The 16,234-nt window shown below is 57.6% G+C and carries 16 protein-coding genes and 1 pseudogene; 5 read left to right on the top strand and 12 right to left on the bottom strand.

The annotated features are described in order from the left end of the window. Positions 1-1,042: 1,042 nt before the first annotated feature. From ACSSVG_RS00275 to thmT, 10 genes and pseudogenes are all read right to left on the bottom strand, one after another. A complete protein-coding gene (locus ACSSVG_RS00275) occupies positions 1,043-1,297 on the bottom strand; it encodes a YciI family protein (protein ID WP_231341062.1) in 255 nt (84 codons plus the stop codon). 61 nt (positions 1,298-1,358) lie between these two features. Next, positions 1,359-2,078, bottom strand: coding sequence for an SDR family NAD(P)-dependent oxidoreductase (locus ACSSVG_RS00280; RefSeq protein WP_231341063.1), 720 nt, complete (start codon positions 2,076-2,078; stop codon positions 1,359-1,361). A gap of 26 nt (positions 2,079-2,104) precedes the next feature. Beyond that, the gene (locus ACSSVG_RS00285) at positions 2,105-2,872 is read right to left on the bottom strand and encodes a TIM barrel protein (protein ID WP_253468017.1); all 768 of its coding nucleotides are present in this window, start codon (positions 2,870-2,872) and stop codon (positions 2,105-2,107) included. Between the two features lie 71 nt (positions 2,873-2,943). Then, the gene (locus tag ACSSVG_RS00290; RefSeq protein WP_231341065.1) at positions 2,944-4,308 is read right to left on the bottom strand and encodes a dihydroorotase; all 1,365 of its coding nucleotides are present in this window, start codon (positions 4,306-4,308) and stop codon (positions 2,944-2,946) included. Continuing rightward, positions 4,305-5,207 (bottom strand): dipicolinate synthase subunit DpsA, encoded by a 903-nt coding sequence (locus ACSSVG_RS00295; protein WP_231341066.1) that lies wholly within the window; start codon positions 5,205-5,207, stop codon positions 4,305-4,307. The genes ACSSVG_RS00290 and ACSSVG_RS00295 overlap by 4 nt, the downstream gene beginning before the upstream one ends. Before the next feature lie 41 nt (positions 5,208-5,248). Then, complete coding sequence (locus ACSSVG_RS00300) at positions 5,249-6,037, bottom strand: NAD/NADP octopine/nopaline dehydrogenase family protein (protein WP_492419285.1); 789 nt, start codon at positions 6,035-6,037, stop codon at positions 5,249-5,251. A 72-nt stretch (positions 6,038-6,109) separates the two neighbouring features. Further along, positions 6,110-6,325, bottom strand: a pseudogene (locus ACSSVG_RS00305) (2-dehydropantoate 2-reductase N-terminal domain-containing protein); the annotation flags it as partial. Next, entirely contained in the window at positions 6,322-7,476 is a 1,155-nt protein-coding gene (locus ACSSVG_RS00310) for a mandelate racemase/muconate lactonizing enzyme family protein (protein ID WP_231341068.1), read from the bottom strand. The gene ACSSVG_RS00310 and the pseudogene ACSSVG_RS00305, both read right to left, overlap by 4 nt. Before the next feature lie 35 nt (positions 7,477-7,511). Further along, on the bottom strand, positions 7,512-8,531 hold the full coding sequence (locus tag ACSSVG_RS00315; RefSeq protein ID WP_231341069.1) for an isochorismatase family protein: 1,020 nt from the start codon (positions 8,529-8,531) through the stop codon (positions 7,512-7,514). Further along, positions 8,531-8,725, bottom strand: coding sequence for a 2-hydroxymuconate tautomerase (gene thmT, locus ACSSVG_RS00320; RefSeq protein WP_231341070.1), 195 nt, complete (start codon positions 8,723-8,725; stop codon positions 8,531-8,533). The genes ACSSVG_RS00315 and thmT overlap by 1 nt, the downstream gene beginning before the upstream one ends. A gap of 449 nt (positions 8,726-9,174) precedes the next feature. On the opposite strand from thmT, the gene ACSSVG_RS00325 reads away from it, so the two are divergent. The 5 genes from ACSSVG_RS00325 (at position 9,175) to ACSSVG_RS00345 (ending at position 14,422) form a co-directional block, all read left to right on the top strand. Then, positions 9,175-10,029 (top strand): ABC transporter substrate-binding protein, encoded by an 855-nt coding sequence (locus ACSSVG_RS00325; protein ID WP_231341071.1) that lies wholly within the window; start codon positions 9,175-9,177, stop codon positions 10,027-10,029. A gap of 182 nt (positions 10,030-10,211) precedes the next feature. Then, positions 10,212-10,961 carry an ABC transporter ATP-binding protein gene (locus ACSSVG_RS00330; protein WP_492416712.1) on the top strand — a complete coding sequence of 250 codons (750 nt, stop codon included), beginning with the start codon at positions 10,212-10,214 and terminating at the stop codon, positions 10,959-10,961. Then, positions 10,958-11,824, top strand: coding sequence for an ABC transporter permease (locus tag ACSSVG_RS00335; protein ID WP_492416714.1), 867 nt, complete (start codon positions 10,958-10,960; stop codon positions 11,822-11,824). Before ACSSVG_RS00330 ends, ACSSVG_RS00335 begins: the two co-directional genes overlap by 4 nt. A gap of 46 nt (positions 11,825-11,870) precedes the next feature. Continuing rightward, a complete protein-coding gene (locus tag ACSSVG_RS00340; protein WP_231341074.1) occupies positions 11,871-12,848 on the top strand; it encodes an ABC transporter substrate-binding protein in 978 nt (325 codons plus the stop codon). Positions 12,849-13,093: 245 nt separating this feature from the next. Then, a complete protein-coding gene (locus tag ACSSVG_RS00345) occupies positions 13,094-14,422 on the top strand; it encodes an aldehyde dehydrogenase family protein (RefSeq protein ID WP_231341075.1) in 1,329 nt (442 codons plus the stop codon). Between the two features lie 226 nt (positions 14,423-14,648). Here ACSSVG_RS00345 and ACSSVG_RS00350 read toward each other — a convergent pair whose 3' ends face one another. Beyond that, a complete protein-coding gene (locus tag ACSSVG_RS00350; RefSeq protein ID WP_374110801.1) occupies positions 14,649-15,134 on the bottom strand; it encodes a VOC family protein in 486 nt (161 codons plus the stop codon). Further along, positions 15,131-16,216, bottom strand: coding sequence for a M24 family metallopeptidase (locus tag ACSSVG_RS00355; protein WP_231341077.1), 1,086 nt, complete (start codon positions 16,214-16,216; stop codon positions 15,131-15,133). Before ACSSVG_RS00355 ends, ACSSVG_RS00350 begins: the two co-directional genes overlap by 4 nt. Between the last annotated feature and the right edge of the window lie 18 nt (positions 16,217-16,234).

The following is a 16,234-nucleotide window of genomic DNA, read 5'->3' on the forward strand; positions in this document are numbered from 1 at the left end:
CAGTTCCGCGCCGAGGCCCTCTACGTATTCAAAGGTTCGAGCTGTTGTTTGGTGCCACCAATTATCGATGGTTCACTTGTGAGGCCGCCAACACCACATAACCTTGGAACCGGATCGTGACGCGATGTCAACGCCGGTAGAAGGTGAGCCATCTCGCGGATTGAAAAGTGGCCCATGTTGACGTTGCTTGCACTGCCGTATTCTTCGATCCTGTCGAGGGCAACGAGACCGTTTACGTGTGTTGAGCCGGTGGCTGGAGACGGGGCGAAAGGAAAGTTCGAGGCCAGGATAAGAGAGGCGTGCTCGTAGCAGGAGGAGACGAACTGACAGCAGAGGTTCGCGGTGTCATCGACGGACCTGCCGATCGCCTGCGGTTTCACGGAGTAGTCTCTGGACCCCATCCGGCCGTAGTTGTCCCGATGGATCCTGACTCTCGCAGCGAACCCTGTCACGGCGGAACCGGAGGCAGCGGCAACATCGCGGCCTGTCCTGGGCGAGCAGTTCCGTGGCCGGCCCCCGGTTCGCCGGACCAACCGTCTGTCTATCCTGGTCGCGAGGACCCCGCGAAGGCAGCGACTCCGGCGCCATAGCTGTTCCACGGCCGATGGCCGTTTTGCTATCCAAGATCTGCCGCCGCGGCAACCCGCCAAGGGAACCGATCAGGTCCAACATCAGAGCCAGCGGGTCCAATGAACATCCGGGTCGGGAGCATCCGGGCCATAGTGAACCACGAATGCGAGCACACCATCACCAGCACCGACAAAACCCGGGCTTTCCGGTCCCGACGGATATCCGCACCTCCAGGAACCACAGGTCGCATTGGGCATGCTCCCCGGGTTCGCAATTGACCCTGTCCGCTGGATCAGCAAGTGCCTTATCCGGCCGACCGAGCCCAGGTCATGTTCTCCCCGAACCAGGCCAACGACCGGGAACCAGCCCACACCCTCCCCCAGTACCGTCGCCGGCACCCGCGGGTTCTCCGTCACCGACTCCACCTTGGAATGCGGTCCCGGCGGAAAGGAAGAAGCATTCTGAAGATCCGTCAAACAATTAGCTGCGCGTCTTTTGTTCTGCGACCCATGTGAATTCTAGGGGAGAATCGCTGGATGGAAATCTGGGTGAAGATCTTGGCGATTGTGAACGGGTCGTCATGAACAAATCGACGAGCTTCGTCGGCGCTCTCGACTTCAATGACGTAGAGTTGCCCTTCACGGCTTTTTCCGTCGGCGGCCAAAAGCGGCCCACTCATAATGATGTGCGGCGCCCAATGCTCAATGTGGCACTTATGCGACTTCAAGTTTCGCGCCCTTAGCTCCTGCCGATTGGGCCCGTCCAAGCAATATATGGCGTACTGGATCCTAGGCGGAGACGGCTGCATCGATTGCAATTTCTGCTCCGGAAATGTGGCTGCTTGCGTGGGAGGCCAGGAAAAGGACAAGTTGCGCCACATCTTCTGGCTTACCGACCCTTCCCGAGGGGATCGTTTCAGCAATCACGCTCAGAACACCAGGGCCCCCTTCGATCATTGGAGTATCAATCACACCTGGGCAAATGGCGTTAACTCTGATGCCAAAGGCCGCCAGTTCGTAGGCTGCCGCTCGGGACATTCCGCGCACAGCCCACTTGCTGGCAGCGTAGGCGTGCGGCATGCCTGCTCCCTTCAAGCCGGACGTCGAGCACGTGTTGATTATGGATCCGCCTCCGCTCTCCTGCATCAGGGGACCGAGCGTGTGCATTCCCAGATATACACCTGTCTGGTTGACCTCGACGACGCGGCGGTACTCCTCAGGCGAGGTATCAAAAACACCCTTATCGAGCCAGATCCCGGCGTTGTAGACGAGAATATCGATCGTTGGAAAGTTCTCACGGATCAGGGTAGCTAGCCGGTTCCACGCTGTCGCGTCTGTAACGTCCATAGCAAAGAACTGGGCCTTTTCCGGCCCGATCTCAGTTGCTATGGACGCCCCCTCTGATGTCTCCAGGTCCACGAGTATGACCTTCGAGCCATTGAGTGCAAGAAGTCTGGCCTCAGCTTCTCCCTGGCCTCCCCTTGATCCGGCTCCGGTGACGACGGCCACGCAGTCTGACAAAAGTCCGGTGGGCATCACTCGGCCTCACCTCGCCGGCACCAAGACAGAGGGAACATCTGGTCGATCATCTCCACGGCCTTGGCCGGATTTCCGTTACTGGGCATCACCTCGAAGGTGACCGTGCCGTGCCATTTTTCTTGATCGAGCAGCTCACGAAGGTAACTAAAGTCGATTTCTCCTACCCCCGGTTCATGCCGGCCGGGGACCCCGGCTATGTCCACGCGTCCCAAATACGGCATGGCGGCCAGCAGGTGCTCTCCGAGCCGGCCCTGCCCGAGTTGCTGGTGGTACGCATCAAAGACAACCATCACGTTCGGGTGGTCTACTTCACGTGCGATGTCAACAACTGACCCTGCGCCGATCCAGAGGTAGCCCGGCAAAAACACCTCATTCAAGTGTTCCAAGATGAGCGTAACGCCGGCGGCCTCAGCCAGCGGAGCGACTTCGCGCAGAGCGTCCACGCAGGCTTGTTGCAAGGAGCTCGCTGGAACAGGCGGTCCAGGAACCACGACTCCACCCGGACGAATGGCATTGGAGAACAGATGAAGTTGGCGTGCGCCGACTCGCACTGCGCATTCCAGCGATTCCCTGACTTCCTGTACAAAGGATTCTCGCTGCGCAGGGTCGCAGGCTGAAAACTCTCTGTTACCGAAGAAACCGTTGATTCCTACACCGGATTCGTGAGCGGCTCTCGCGATGGAGTCGATATCGACGTTCCGCCAGTCCCAGAGATCCACCAGGTCGAAACCGGCACGAGCTGCCGCCCAGACCCGCTCGGGCATGGGCAGTTGGTCCCACATGAAGTGGATTGACACCGACCTGAGGACGCGCCGCCCCGTTCCTACCTCCGTAATCATGCGTCGTTCCCACGCTCTGAGTCGGGAACGCTGACGCAGAGCCCGCGACCAAAGGCTGCTTCAGCCTCCTGGTCGCGGTCGTAGACGATGTCCCCACGGGAGATTGTCATGACAGGCCAGCCTCTCAGATTCCAGCCTTCGTAAAGGCACGTGCCCTTCCCGTCATGCTCAACAACCCGTTCTTCTTCCAAATCCACGACTACCAGATCAGCATCCGAGCCTACGGCCAAGGCACCCTTCTGTGGATACAGTCCGAAACGACGGGCAGGGTTGTAGGAATTGAGCTCCACCAACCGTGAGAGTGACATTCCCCGCTGATGAACCCCGAAATGAAGCATCAGTGAAAGCTCCCACGGAAACGTGACTACGCCGGGCTTCTCCGTCCATAGGTCTCCGCCATTCTTCTTGAAGGGAACATGGTCGGTTCCCAAGGTTCCCACTCCGCCTCCAAGGACTCCCTCCCAGAGACCCTCCAGTTGCACCTGATCCCTCAAGGGGGGAGAAATTTTGGCGGTTGCACTCAGATCGTTGTCATAGGCAGTCCGAGTCAGGTAATGCGGGCAGGTTTCAACAGTGACATCGATCCCCCGGGTACGGGCTTCGCTCGCCATGACCGGCCCTTTAGCAGCAGTTGTATGGACAATATACAAAGGACAGCCCGTGATTTCCGAGAACTTAATCATCCTCGCGATCGCCTCTTCCTCGACGAAGACGGGACGCGACTCGGTGTATGCGGCCAGATCCTGTCGCCCGGTCGCGATCATGTCCTTCTTCAGAAGCTGGACGAGTTCGGTGTTTTCGCAATGTACAGAGACGATTCCGTTGGGAAGTTTGGCGGCTTCCTGCATTGCCCCGAACACCCAAGCGTCTGTCGAAGAAACAATACCGATGGGATTTCCCGGTTCATAGCCCATATGGCACTTGAACGACTGAACACCGGTCAGTCTGGCAATTTCGGGAATCTCTGCCACATGCTCTTCACGCTGAATCCCGAAGTGGAAGCCGAAGTCGATGACGGCGTTGGCTTCGCCCCGTTCCCTCCTGTCTTTGTAGAACGGAACGTACGAACCTTCCATATTCCGAATGAACAGCAGGATGGTTGTAACACCGCCTCGGGCTGCGGCGGCCGTTTCAGTGCGCATGTCGTCGTCATAGCCGTAGTTCACGCCCAAGTGACAATGAGGGTCCACTACCCCTGGCATGACTACTTTGCCGCCAACGTCGATGATTCGGTCGGCATCTGTGAACAATGCGTCATCGCCGATAGCTACGATCCGTCCGCCGGAGATTGCCAGGGCTCCACGCTGTTCGCCAGCATGATCAACGAGACGGGCGTTCTTCAGGACCAGGTCCACCTTCATGAGTTCTTGTCTCCTTCTATGGCCTCAATGCGTTTGGCGATACCACTCCATTGGCTTGCACCCACAGTTATGGGAGCCCTCCGGCCAAGGCCCCGTGCCCACACTGCAGTATGTCCAAGTCCGCGGGCAGCGTTAAGATCCAGCCCCCCTGGCGGGGCTGAAAGATCCATGACTAAGGATTTGGGTGGCAATAGGGCGAGTTTTTCACGGTCCATGACGGAGGAAGGGACCGTGGAAAAGACCATGCACACGGTGGGGGCGACGTTCGAAATTTCATCCAGGTCGTGAGGAACGCACCCTGCCGCCAGGGCGTCTGCACGCTGGACGGGGTTCCGTGCCGCCACATGCACACGGGCACCCAACAGAACGAGAGTCCGCGCGAGCATGCGCCCTATGTTCCCGTGACCGATGACCAGGACGTCTGAGTTGTGGATGGTGATGTCCGTATTGGCGATGACCTGGCCCAAGGCACCTTCAACGATTGCCGGAGCTCTCAACAACATCAGTTCAACGTCATGCTCATATTCACTGAAGCGGACACCGTGGGCCGTTGCGGCCGCTTTCAATTCTTCATTAGGCCATCCCAAGATAATCCATGACCCGGGATTCATCACGGACAGCAAATCTTTGTCAGGTCGAATCGGTTCCGGCGACAAGGGGGCGAACAAGGTGCCGTCCAGAGCTTGGCCCGGGATGGGGAACAGTGCGTAGTCCGCCCCCTCCAAGGCCTCCCGCGCCGAGTCTTCCAACGTAACCCCGTCTACTCCGCCCTCAGGCCAAGGAAAGCCATAGCCGCTGACCCTGGCTCCTGTAAGCGCGGCAAGCCTGGCAATTTCTTGCTCACGCTCGTCACCGCCGATCACTGCGATTTTTCGGTTGTCCAGCTTCACGTAGTTCACTTCCTTCCTTGGCTGTCGCCAAGTTGAGTCAGACCTTGCTCCTATACCCGTACGGACTCAATGAGCCCGTCCCGCGTCATACCCTTCAAACCGAGACGTCCAGCATCCAAACCGGCCGCCAGCAGGTCCCCTCCGACAGCAGTAGCACCAAGCTTCAACAATGCTTCGGCTACAGGAACAGGCGTCTGCGCTATTCGAGCCAGTTCAACGAAAGGCAGTAAACCGAACGCCAGATCTTCTTGGTAATAACGGTGGGAGAAAGAGTCCGGCGCTGCGATGGCAGCATTGGCAGCGCCACCCCTGATTGCCTCGACAGTGTTGCCCGCTTGAGCGGCAGTTTCGTCCACTGTGCCAATGGCTGCCATCTCCGTCGACAGCGGTGGAAGTTCGTGGCCAAAGGCTCTAGCCACTTCCAATCTCTCCATGTCCAGCTGATTCAGGACGCGCCCTACTCCCGCAGTCATTCCTTCAACATAAAAGGTGAAGTCTCCGCCCGTGGCCTCCACCCAGGATGCCCCTAGTACCGCCCCTGGCGGGTGGAGGACCAGATTGACATTGGACAGACTGGAGGCCAGTACGTCGGAGACTTCGGCGCATCCCGGGAACAGTGATTTTGCCTTCAAGACTGCGTCGGCGCCACCTGGCAGAGCCGCAACACGGACTTGGTTTGCCCGCCCGCTGATGTTGACGGCTCCCGTTGTATCTACCCGGGCAACGTAGGTCAAAGTCGAGAACTCTGCTACTGGGGGGACCGAGACGCCGGCACTGGCGAACACTGCACGAAGATGCAGCGCTCCTCCCGTGTGTCCAGGATTCAGGATGATTGGCACCGAACACTTTTCGGTCGCCAATTCCTGAAAGAGACGTGCATGGACAACGCTCGGCAGGCAAACAGCCACTGCCGCGGCACCGTCTATTGCGGCATGGAGGTCCGAGGTCATGGCGCTGATTTTGGCGGCGCCTTCACCGAAAACTCCCCGGTAACGAACGTGTTGATCGACATGAGGGGCGAGTCTGTCAGGGTTGCGATTCCACAGGACTACATCGTGGCCCGCCGCGGTTAACTCGACGGCCGCAGACAGTCCGCCACCTCCAGCACCAAGGACTGCAATGGTCATACCGAGTACCTGGCCAGTTTCTCCCGGTCAACCTCGATTCCGAGGCCTGGACCCTCAGGAGCGAAGACCCGACCGTTTTCGAATTTGAATGGCGTAATGATGACATCGTCCAAGTAGTAGATGCCGGCCGTTGATGGGCCGCCCGCTCCTTCGGGTGTGGATACGGGGCAAACACTGGGTAAGGTAGCGATCTTTGTGGCGCTGGCCAGGTGGAGGTTGGCCGCGTTCCCGATGCCGGTTTCGATGGAACCACCGATATCGCTGTACATGCCCAGCTGCTCTGCAAGATCTGCAACCTGACGGGCCTTGAAAAGTCCTCCTGGTTTGGTCACGTACAGGGAAATGCAGGCAGCGGCGTTCAACGAATTCAATTCGAGGATGTCTTGGACGTTCCACGCTGATTCATCTGCCATAACGGGTGAACTGATCCGCTCAGCGACCTTTGCCAGTCCCGCCGCGCCAATAACCGGCTGCTCGCACAGGAGGATGTCGTACTCTTCCTGCCGCAAGGTGACAGCGACAGCCTCAGAGACCGAGGCATAGCCTTCATTGCCGTCTACCCGGATCTTGATGTCGTCACCGAGGCGCTTACGAAGTTCGCGGACCAGAGTCACATCTCGCTCGGCATCGAGCCCAGTTTTGCATTTGATAGTCAATGCCCCTTCGGAAACCGCAGCCTCTGCCTCCGCATAGCACTTCTCCAACTCCATGATGCCCAAGGAATGCGCTACTTCGATCGAGTTCTTGTGCGCACCCCCCAACAGGGTGCTGACGGGGACGCCCAAGAACTTGCCTGCGATGTCATAACAAGCAATGTCAATGGCTGCCTTCGCGTAAGGATGGCCCTTGATGACTTTGTCCATTGCCGTGTGGATCAGTGAAATCTCGACTGGGTCCAGGCCCTTGACAGCCGGCAGGAGGTAGTTCTCAATAATGAGGCGCACCGTTTCGGGCGACTCGCCGTAGTACCTCATGTGCGCTCCGCCCCAGGTTGCGCCTGCAGGTGCCTCACCCCAGCCGGTAACATCGGCGTCGGTCTCAATCTCGATAATCGCCGTGTGACCGATGGGAGTGGACATTTTGGAAGCCCAGTTGTGGTCCCGCCGGGCCGGGAGACGGACCAGGTGAACTTTGATGTCAGTGATTTTCATGTCTTCGCCTTTGCTGCTGCAGAAGTTTTGGGTTGTTAGGAGCCAGAGCCGGAAGTCGTCGTAGGTATGTCAAACAGCTCGATTTCATTTCCGTCCGGGTCCTCGATGTAGACGGTGTGGCCATAGGGCCCGGGGCCAGGGCCCCTAACGATCCGGTGTCCTGCGGCCATGGCGCGATTGGCAATGGCATCTATCCCACGGGCCCGGAAGCAAAGGTGCTCCAGAGTCCCACCTGTGCCAGTGGCTTCGGAAGCTCGCTCAACAAGAGCCAGCCCTTGGTGCGTTGCAACGAACTTTCGCCCGTCCCGGAAGTCTTCACGTTTTCGTTCGTTGAATCCAAGAACTTCAAAGTAGAAGCTTTCAGCAGCTTCCAGGTCCTTCGTCTCTAAGAGCAGGTGATGCAGCCCCAAAGCTTGGGGGCGGCTGCCTCGGGCAAGCCAGCCGAGGACTTCCTCCTCGTTTGCCACCACCCCAAGGTACTGACGCCACACGGCTTCGGCAGTGTCAATCCATTCGGGCCTGACAGCGGCGATTCCGTCCTTCACGGCTACGACATCGTAATCCCGCAGATACGCCTCGCGCAGGGTAGTTTCCACGCAGGCGTTGGCCGTCACGCCGGTGACGAACAGCGTCCGGACGCCGAGCATCCGCAACAAGGAATCCAGACGCGTTTCGTAGAAGGCACCAAAGCGATGTTTGGTTACGACATACGTGGGGTCATCGACGAGGTCCGCTACTTCGTCCACGAAATCTGCGTCCCACGTACCCGAGAGCGCGGAGACGCGGGCCCTTTTCTGAGTGTGGGAAGCGAGCACTTTGGCATCCCGTGAGACGTCCTTTTCCAGATGTATTTGTTGGGTCCAAATGACGGGAAGACCTGCCGCTTTGAACTGCTCTGCAAGACGTCGGATGGACTTCATCGCATGTTGGGCAGGGGCAATATTTACCCCGGACAAGCCCAGCGTGCCCTCGGGATGAACAAAGGCATTCTGTGGATCGATAACAAGAAGGGCAGCAGATTCCCGGGGCAGTCCACCCAGCGGTGATTCTTGCATCAGATGTCCGTCCTATCGATGCCGAGGACGCCGGCGCGCGCCCAATTGTCTAGTGAGTACTCGGAAATGGCAACGTGCAGGCCTTCCGCCTTGGCGCCTGCGTGCTCGACCATTGCCTCTGTTACTGCTTTGGTCAGGGCGCGCTTCTGCTCTGCAGTTCGCCCTTCGAACATATGGATTTCAATAAACGGCATCTTTGCCCTTACTCGCGATGTTTGCGGCGCATGCCCGCGCCACTTAGGGATATTTTGACGGCGAAGCCGGGTGCCCGGCTCGTGTTCGCGACGGCGAAATCAAGCACGCTGGCCCCCTTGACTTTCGTGAGGGATGAATCAAATATTGGGAACACGGTGAAACATATCACATGTCATGCCAGTTGTTGAAGGGTGTTTTTCTCCCGCCGGTGACATCGGCGCTCACTGATTCCGCTAGCGGAAGGGACATGCGGCTTCAGCCGCGCACCTCCGACTGGCTCCCTCCTATGAAGGACACCATGCGATCCAAACGCGTATCAGGACTTTTGGCCTCAATGGCCGTACTGGCTCTCAGTGCTACGGGATGTGCGAGCACAACTCAGTCCGGGTCCGGTTCCCAGAACGGTCAACCCGCACAGGCGCCGCCCCAACAGACAGCCACGATACTAATGAATTACTTCGCCCAGGCAGAACAGGGCGGCTACTGGGACGCCATGCAAAAGAAAGCCGCAGAGCGCGACGGCGTAATGCTGGACGTGAGACAGGGCGGACCCGGAATACAAACCATCCCCCAAGTGGCGGCTGGCCAAGCGGACTTCGGCATCGGCAATGCCGATGAAATTCTGCTTGCTAGGAAGAACGGCCTTCCAGTGGTCGCAGTTGCCGCGGCGTATGACACGAACCTCTTCGCCATGCTGTCACACAAGGATCTTGACATCAGCTCATTCCACGATCTCAACGGTCATCAGGTTTCCCGACGGCCGGCGCCGTACTTCGACTACCTCAAGGCGACGTTCGCCCTCGACAAAATTGAGGAAATCAATTTCACCGGATCGTTCGCTGATTTTCAGCGGAACCATGGGCTGATTCAGCAGGGCTTCGTTACAGGCGATGTGTTCAAGGCCAAGAAGGAGGGGATCGATATTAATGTGCTCAGCGTCGCAAAGGACGGTGGTTACAACCCCTACGGCCTGGTCCTCTTCACAACCGAGAAGACCGTGCAGGAAAAGCCAGACTTCGTGGCGGCCGTAGTACGGGCGAGCATCCAGGGGTGGGAGAACTTCCTGAAGGACCCCTCCGACGCCAAGGCAGCCGTCATGGCAGCCAATCCGGACGCCGATGAAGCAACTTTTGATTTCTCCGCAACCACGATAGCCCAGGGCGGTTACCTAGGTAGCAAGGTTGGCGCCATGAAGCCCGAGCGTTGGAACGTCCTGCGCGACCAGCTCGTGTCCGTCGGCTTGATCCCAAAGGACTTCGACTCTGGCGCCGCTTACACAACGGAATTTCTCCCCAAGGACTGACGAACAACGAGAAAACAAAGAACGCAGACCTGTCTTGACAACCGTCCAAGTCGGGGCAACCATGAGTAATGGAGATCACAGGTAACACGTCAGTCCAGTTGTAGAACTGACAATCAACGCTTGGCGGTAAACGCCTGGCCTCCCCAGCACTTTGCACGAGTTCCACTTCAAAGGAGTCCTACATGATGACGCACGATCCACACATCGACGTCGCCGGCGCATCGAAAACGTACCCCAACGGGACGATCGCCTTGCAGCCAGTTGAGCTGCAGGTAGCCAAAGGAGAATTTGTCTCCCTTCTCGGTCCTTCCGGCTGCGGGAAGTCGACACTCCTGCGCATTATTGCAGGACTGTCCGCGCCCTCTTCCGGTGAGGTTGCGATACCGAAAGACGACCGCCGCGCCTTTGTTTTCCAGGATGCGACGCTGCTTCCGTGGAGAACGGTCGAGGGAAACGCGAGTCTTATCTGCGAGCTGGAAAGCATCGACAAGACCGAAAGGCGCAAGCGTGTAGCGGCAGCCCTGAAGATGGTCGGGTTGGAAGGGTTTGAACGCTCCTATCCGAGGAATCTGTCAGGCGGAATGAAGATGCGTCTGTCTCTTGCGAGGGCACTGGCACTACAGCCCGAACTATTCCTCATGGACGAACCGTTCTCTGCCTTGGACGAACTCACCCGCGAGATCCTGCAGGACGAACTCCTGCACATCTGGCTTTCAAAAGGGTTCACCTCTGTTTTCGTCACCCACAATCTCTATGAAGCCATTTACCTTTCCAACCGAGTGGTGGTCATGTCTGCACGTCCTGGCCGCGTTGAACGTATCTTCGATGTCCCGTTTGCGTATCCCCGCACGCCAGAGCTCCGTCGAACTCCTGAGTTCACTGCCCTGAGCGTTGAAATATCAGAATGCCTCCGTGAAAGGGCAAACGCATGACCACGCAGCTATCAAAGTCCGCCCCCGTTACAGCCAACGGAACTGCAGGACAAAAATTAAACAAGACACCTAAACCCAAATCAGTCCTGGTCTCCGTCCTGCCACCTGCAATTGTCCTAGTGTTGGTCCTCACCGGATGGTCAGTTCTCGCTGGCACCGTTTATGGAGACCGAAACTATCTGCTTCCCAGACCTGAACAGGTTCTTCAGGCCATCGTCGAGAATCCAGAGACTCTTCTACAGGGACTTCGGATCACTTTCCTTGAGGCTGCGGCCGGCTTCGCTCTCGCTATCATCGTAGGATTTGCGGCAGCGATCATCATGAGCCAATCGAAGATGCTCGAACGCAGCCTCTATCCCTACGCTGTTCTTCTACAGACGGTCCCGGTGGTAGCAGTCGCACCCATCATCGTCCTCTGGTTCGGCTACAACCAGACGGCAGTCATTGTGATCGCGTTCATGATTTCCGTCTTCCCAATCTTGAACAACACTTTGCTGGGACTCCTCTCGACGGACAGGAATCACCGTGACCTCTTCAGGATGCACCATGCCAGTCGGACCACAGAGTTCCTCCAGCTGCGGCTGCCGAGCGCTCTCCCGAATATCTTCGCCGGGCTGCGGGTTTCGGCGGGTTTGGCCGTCGTGGGTGCCATTGTGGGCGAATTCATTATCGGCAGCGGTGGAGAAGAGGGCGGCTTGGGGGTAAAAGTACTTTTCGCACAATCCCGGCTCGCCACTGGACTGCTCTTCGCAGAGGTCCTCGCAGCAACGCTCCTCGGGTTCGCGTTCTTCATCGTCGTCACCCTCCTTGGCAACCGTCTGATCAAACACTGGCATGAATCAGCGCTCAAGGATGACGCCTAGACCCCTCCAGCTTCACTGGAAGCATCTGTTACTCCCGAAGGAAATTATGAAATTCTCAGGTATGGCTCGGATCGCGGCCACCGCGGCCGTCGTCGCATTCTTTACAACATCGTGCGCAAACAGCGCCGGTGACTCCCCCAGCCAAGACAAGCCTCAAACTGTTTCCGTCCTCATGAACTGGTTTGCCCAAGCCGAACAGGGGGGCTACTGGGACACGATGACAAACCAGTATGGAAAAGATGCCGGTGTCACCCTGGATGTAAAACAGGGCGGGCCAGGGATTCAAACTATCCCCCAAGTCGCCGCCGGCCAGGCTGACTTCGGTGTCGCCAATGCTGACGAAGTCCTTCTTGCCCGCAAGAATGGATTGCCTATTGTGGCCGTAGCTGCTGCATATGACACGAATCTCCAGTGCATGATGTCGCATCAATCGCAAGGCATCAATGGTTTCAAAGACATCGACGGGCACCAGGTCTCAAGGGTTCCCAGTCCGTACTTCGACTACATCAAGTCTCACTTTGACTTGCAAAAGATCCAGGATATCAATTACACGGGCTCCCTTGCTGACTTCAAACGCAATGAAAATCTGGTCCAGCAATGCTTCGTCACATCAGATGTATTCAACGCGAAGCAGGAGGGTATCGACGTCAATATCCTCAGCGTAGCTAAGGATGCCGGGTACAACCCCTACGGTCTATTGCTGTTCACAACGGACAAAGTGGTGAAGGAACAGCCGGAAGTTGTCCGCCGGGTTGTGTCCGCATCCATCGAGGGCTGGAAGAATTTCGTCAAGAATCCCGCCGACGCAAAGTCGTCGATCATGAAATCCAATAAAGATACCGATGAGGCCACCTTTGACGGTTCGGCTCGGATCATTCAACAAGGGGATTACCTGGGCAGCCAGATCGGCAAGATGACTGAAGAGCGCTGGAGCACGCTGCGGGACCAACTGGCCTCCATCGGGCAGCTTCCCTCTGACTTTGACGTCACCAAGTCGTTCACAAACGACTTCCTCCCGAACTAGGTGTTCAGGCTAAAGCCCTGTTTGAGCGCGGGAGAACCGTGCCTCTAACGGGCCGGCCTGGACCTCAATCACTAATGAAAGCGTGTGTAATCGTGTCATCATTCACCAAGCGCGGACCCTGGACTCCATTGGATCTTGGTCCGAGCACAAATCCTTGCCTGTTCGCTGGTGCAGATCCTCTGGGCAGTTTCGATCCAGCAACCGGTGAGCTTGTTGCTCGAGTTTCCACGTCCACAGTCGGTCAAGTGGACGAAGCGGTCGAAAGGGCCGAACATGCCTTCAGGAAATCCGTGTGGCGCAACGACGGAGCACTGCGGGCGAGGGTCCTTTTCCGCTGGGCAGAGCGGATGCGCCAGAACCTTGAGGCGCTTGCCGAGTTGCTGACGAGGGAGCAAGGCAAAACAATCAGCCAGGCTAGGGGTGAAGTCCTCAGTAGCATCAGCATGATTGAATTTAACGCGGGGTGTGCCCGATCGCTCTTTGGCCGTTCCAGTGCACTTAAAGACGGTGTTCATGGCGTTGTTCTCAGAGAGCCTATAGGTGTCATCGCAGCCATAACGCCATGGAACTATCCTCTCAATTTGACCATCCGGGCAGTGGCACCCGCGCTGGCCGCAGGAAACGCCGTCTTGGTCAAGCCCGCTAGCTTGACGCCGGCGGTCGTCGTCCAAGCTCTAAGCCTCTTGGCGAAAGACCACGACCTGCCAGATGGCATTCTTGCCGCCGTCGTGGGTCCAGGAGCAACTGTTGGTGATCGGCTGGTAACTCACGAGGGCATCGGGATGGTTGCATTCACCGGCGATTCCGTAACCGGAATCAACGTTATGAAACGTGCTGCCGACGGCCTGAAAAAGGTCTCCCTTGAGCTGGGAGGAAAATCGCCTAACATCGTTTTCGCGGACGCCAACATGGAGAAGGCTCTGGCTGGAGCCGAAAACGCAGTATTCTCATCTGCCGGTCAAATTTGCACCGCTGGCAGCCGATTGCTGCTGGAGGAAAGCATTCACGATGAGTTCGTGGAGCGACTCGTTGGTCGCGTGAAACAGATGCGCGTGGGCGACGGTCTGGATCCGGCCACGGACATGGGGCCTTTGGTTTCCGCAGATCACAAGAAGACAGTGTGGGAGTATGTCGAGATTGGTCATAAGGACGGAACAGTAGTCGCCGGGGGTGTCCCGCTGGATGAGCAGCCTTATGACAAGGGGAACTTCGTAGCTCCAACAATCGTCACCGATCTTCCCTCAACGTCGAGGCTTATCAAGGAAGAAGTCTTCGGCCCCGTCTTGGCAGTCCAGAAGTTCAGCACGGAAGAGGAAGCCATAAATGTCGCCAACAGCACTGAGTTCGGGCTGGCCTGCGGCCTATGGACGAACAACCTTGACCGTGCTTGGCGCGTCGGAAGAGGCGTCGAAGCAGGAACTGTTTGGATCAATACCTACCACCATTTCTATGGCGAAATGGAAGTGGGGGGGTTCAAAAAATCCGGCATTGGCCGTCAACAGGGTGTGGACGGACTGCTGGAGTTCACGGAATCGAAGCATTTGAACTTCGATTCATCTCCGACCCTCTGGTGAGAGCCACGACGGTTACCGCTTGAGTCGGCCAAGCTCCGCTTGGTAACACCCTCGACTGCCCACGGTGGGCAGCACCACAGCTCAGAATGCTTGATCGATCCCATCGATCAAGCATTCTGAGCTGGTGCAACGAATCTCGGGGAGTGAGTTCCCGATGTGGCCCGAAGGAGGATCCTCCGGGCCACATCGGCGGGGCCCGTTGGGGCCAGAAGGCGTAGTTGCCTGATTAAGGCCTAGCCGCCTGGACACCCCAGTTCACCAGTTCAATGGAGCTCCCCCACGGCGTGAGAACGAAAGCGTTGGTCAAGCCTGGAGTGGGACCTTCTGTGAAAGTCTGCGGCTCACCAAGCACGGTAACCCCCGGCATTCGCCGCAGTTGGTTGAGCGTCGCGGCAAGGTCAGGGCAAGTCATCCCCAGATGGCTGGCACCGTGACCGGTGGCGCCAAGCGGCCTTCTCGTCCCCTGCGGGCTCCACCATTGCAGAAGTTCCAGCCGCTGCCCGGCCAGATCCAGCATCACCACCTCGAATTCATCCCGAGGATCGGCACCGATGCGCTGCATGCTCCCGCCATCAGGGTCGCGCATCCGAGCGAGCCGGAAAACAACCTGCGCGTTGAATGCCTCTTGAAAAAACGAAACTGCCTGCTCCAAATTTGGTACGTTCAGGCCATAGTGGTCGATGCGGACCTGGGAAGCTGAGGGGCTGCTCATGCTTCGATCCTGAACAGCTTTTCCGTGTCGATGACGTCAGAGAGAACCCGGGGACCCGTAGCACCTATCGAGACCATGTCCTTGATCTGCATGCCGAAGCCGTAGCCGCTTCTGTACACCAAAGGCTCCATTCCCAGCACCATGCCTTCCTCGATCGGCTGGTTTGAATAAGGGCCGAAGTACGGTGCCTCATGAAGATTAACGCCAATGGAGTGCGCCACGAAGGAGATGGCAGGCAGACCGAGTTCATCAAACTTGGCTCGATATTTTTCGTAGACCCTGTTTGAGCTCGCGCCCGGAATCATTTCCTCCAGAATCAGTTGCTTGCAGTCCACCAGGTTCTGATAGATCCGTTCTGCCTCTGGCGGCGGATCGCCGACGACTGCAGTTCGACAGACACCGGCCTGGTACCCATCAATGACAGAGAAGATCTCGACACGACAGACGTCTCCGGACTTGAGGACGCGGTTACTTGGACCAACGTTCGGCAACTGGCTACGCTCTCCCGTAGCTACAATCATGAGCTTGAACTGCTGTGCGCCTTGCTCATAGACGCTTCGGGTGAGAGCGCTTGCCAAATCCATCTCGGAACTGCCAGCCCTCACGGAATCAAGGGAAGACCTGATGGCCTCATCCGAAATTCTAGATAGGCGCTCGAGCAGCGCCATCTCCGAGGGCGTCTTGATTTGCCGTGCACGCACCAACAGCTCCTCAGCGGGCAAAAACTGGATCGAGGGCAGTAATTGGGATAGTTCGGCATGTTCGGCAACAGAGAGATAAGAGAGTTCGGCAGCAACTCGCCCGCTGTCGAGGCCCCAGTCCTTCAGCAATGTGGCGACAGTCTCCATGGGTCGATCGACGAACTCTCGCCAGACCCGGATTTCGGCTTTCTGCTCCGCCGCCCGTACGGTCGTCTCTTCCATATCGACGCACACGATGGCATTTCTCCCGTCGACATGCAGAAGGGTGGCGGCAACACGCCACCTCATTAGTGGCTGGGACGGTATGACGAACCCGGCCGCGTATGCGTTGTTCTCCGGCGAGAGGCACAGAAGTGCATCCATGCCGCGCTCAGCCATCATGGACCTCAGACGGTCCTC

It is taken from the genome of Paenarthrobacter sp. E2MeOHC11, assembly GCF_058744955.1.

Coding starts and splice junctions, on each gene's coding strand:
- ACSSVG_RS00285 (WP_253468017.1), bottom strand. CDS start 2,872: ATGCCCGAGCGGGTCTGGGCGGCAGCTCGTGCCGGTTTCGACCTGGTG.
- ACSSVG_RS00290 (WP_231341065.1), bottom strand. CDS start 4,308: ATGAAGGTGGACCTGGTCCTGAAGAACGCCCGTCTCGTTGATCATGCT.
- ACSSVG_RS00310 (WP_231341068.1), bottom strand. CDS start 7,476: ATGAAAATCACTGACATCAAAGTTCACCTGGTCCGTCTCCCGGCCCGG.
- ACSSVG_RS00315 (WP_231341069.1), bottom strand. CDS start 8,531: ATGCAAGAATCACCGCTGGGTGGACTGCCCCGGGAATCTGCTGCCCTT.
- thmT (WP_231341070.1), bottom strand. CDS start 8,725: ATGCCGTTTATTGAAATCCATATGTTCGAAGGGCGAACTGCAGAGCAG.
- ACSSVG_RS00325 (WP_231341071.1), top strand. CDS start 9,175: ATGAATTACTTCGCCCAGGCAGAACAGGGCGGCTACTGGGACGCCATG.
- ACSSVG_RS00330 (WP_492416712.1), top strand. CDS start 10,212: ATGATGACGCACGATCCACACATCGACGTCGCCGGCGCATCGAAAACG.
- ACSSVG_RS00335 (WP_492416714.1), top strand. CDS start 10,958: ATGACCACGCAGCTATCAAAGTCCGCCCCCGTTACAGCCAACGGAACT.
- ACSSVG_RS00340 (WP_231341074.1), top strand. CDS start 11,871: ATGAAATTCTCAGGTATGGCTCGGATCGCGGCCACCGCGGCCGTCGTC.
- ACSSVG_RS00350 (WP_374110801.1), bottom strand. CDS start 15,134: ATGAGCAGCCCCTCAGCTTCCCAGGTCCGCATCGACCACTATGGCCTG.
- ACSSVG_RS00355 (WP_231341077.1), bottom strand. CDS start 16,216: ATGATGGCTGAGCGCGGCATGGATGCACTTCTGTGCCTCTCGCCGGAG.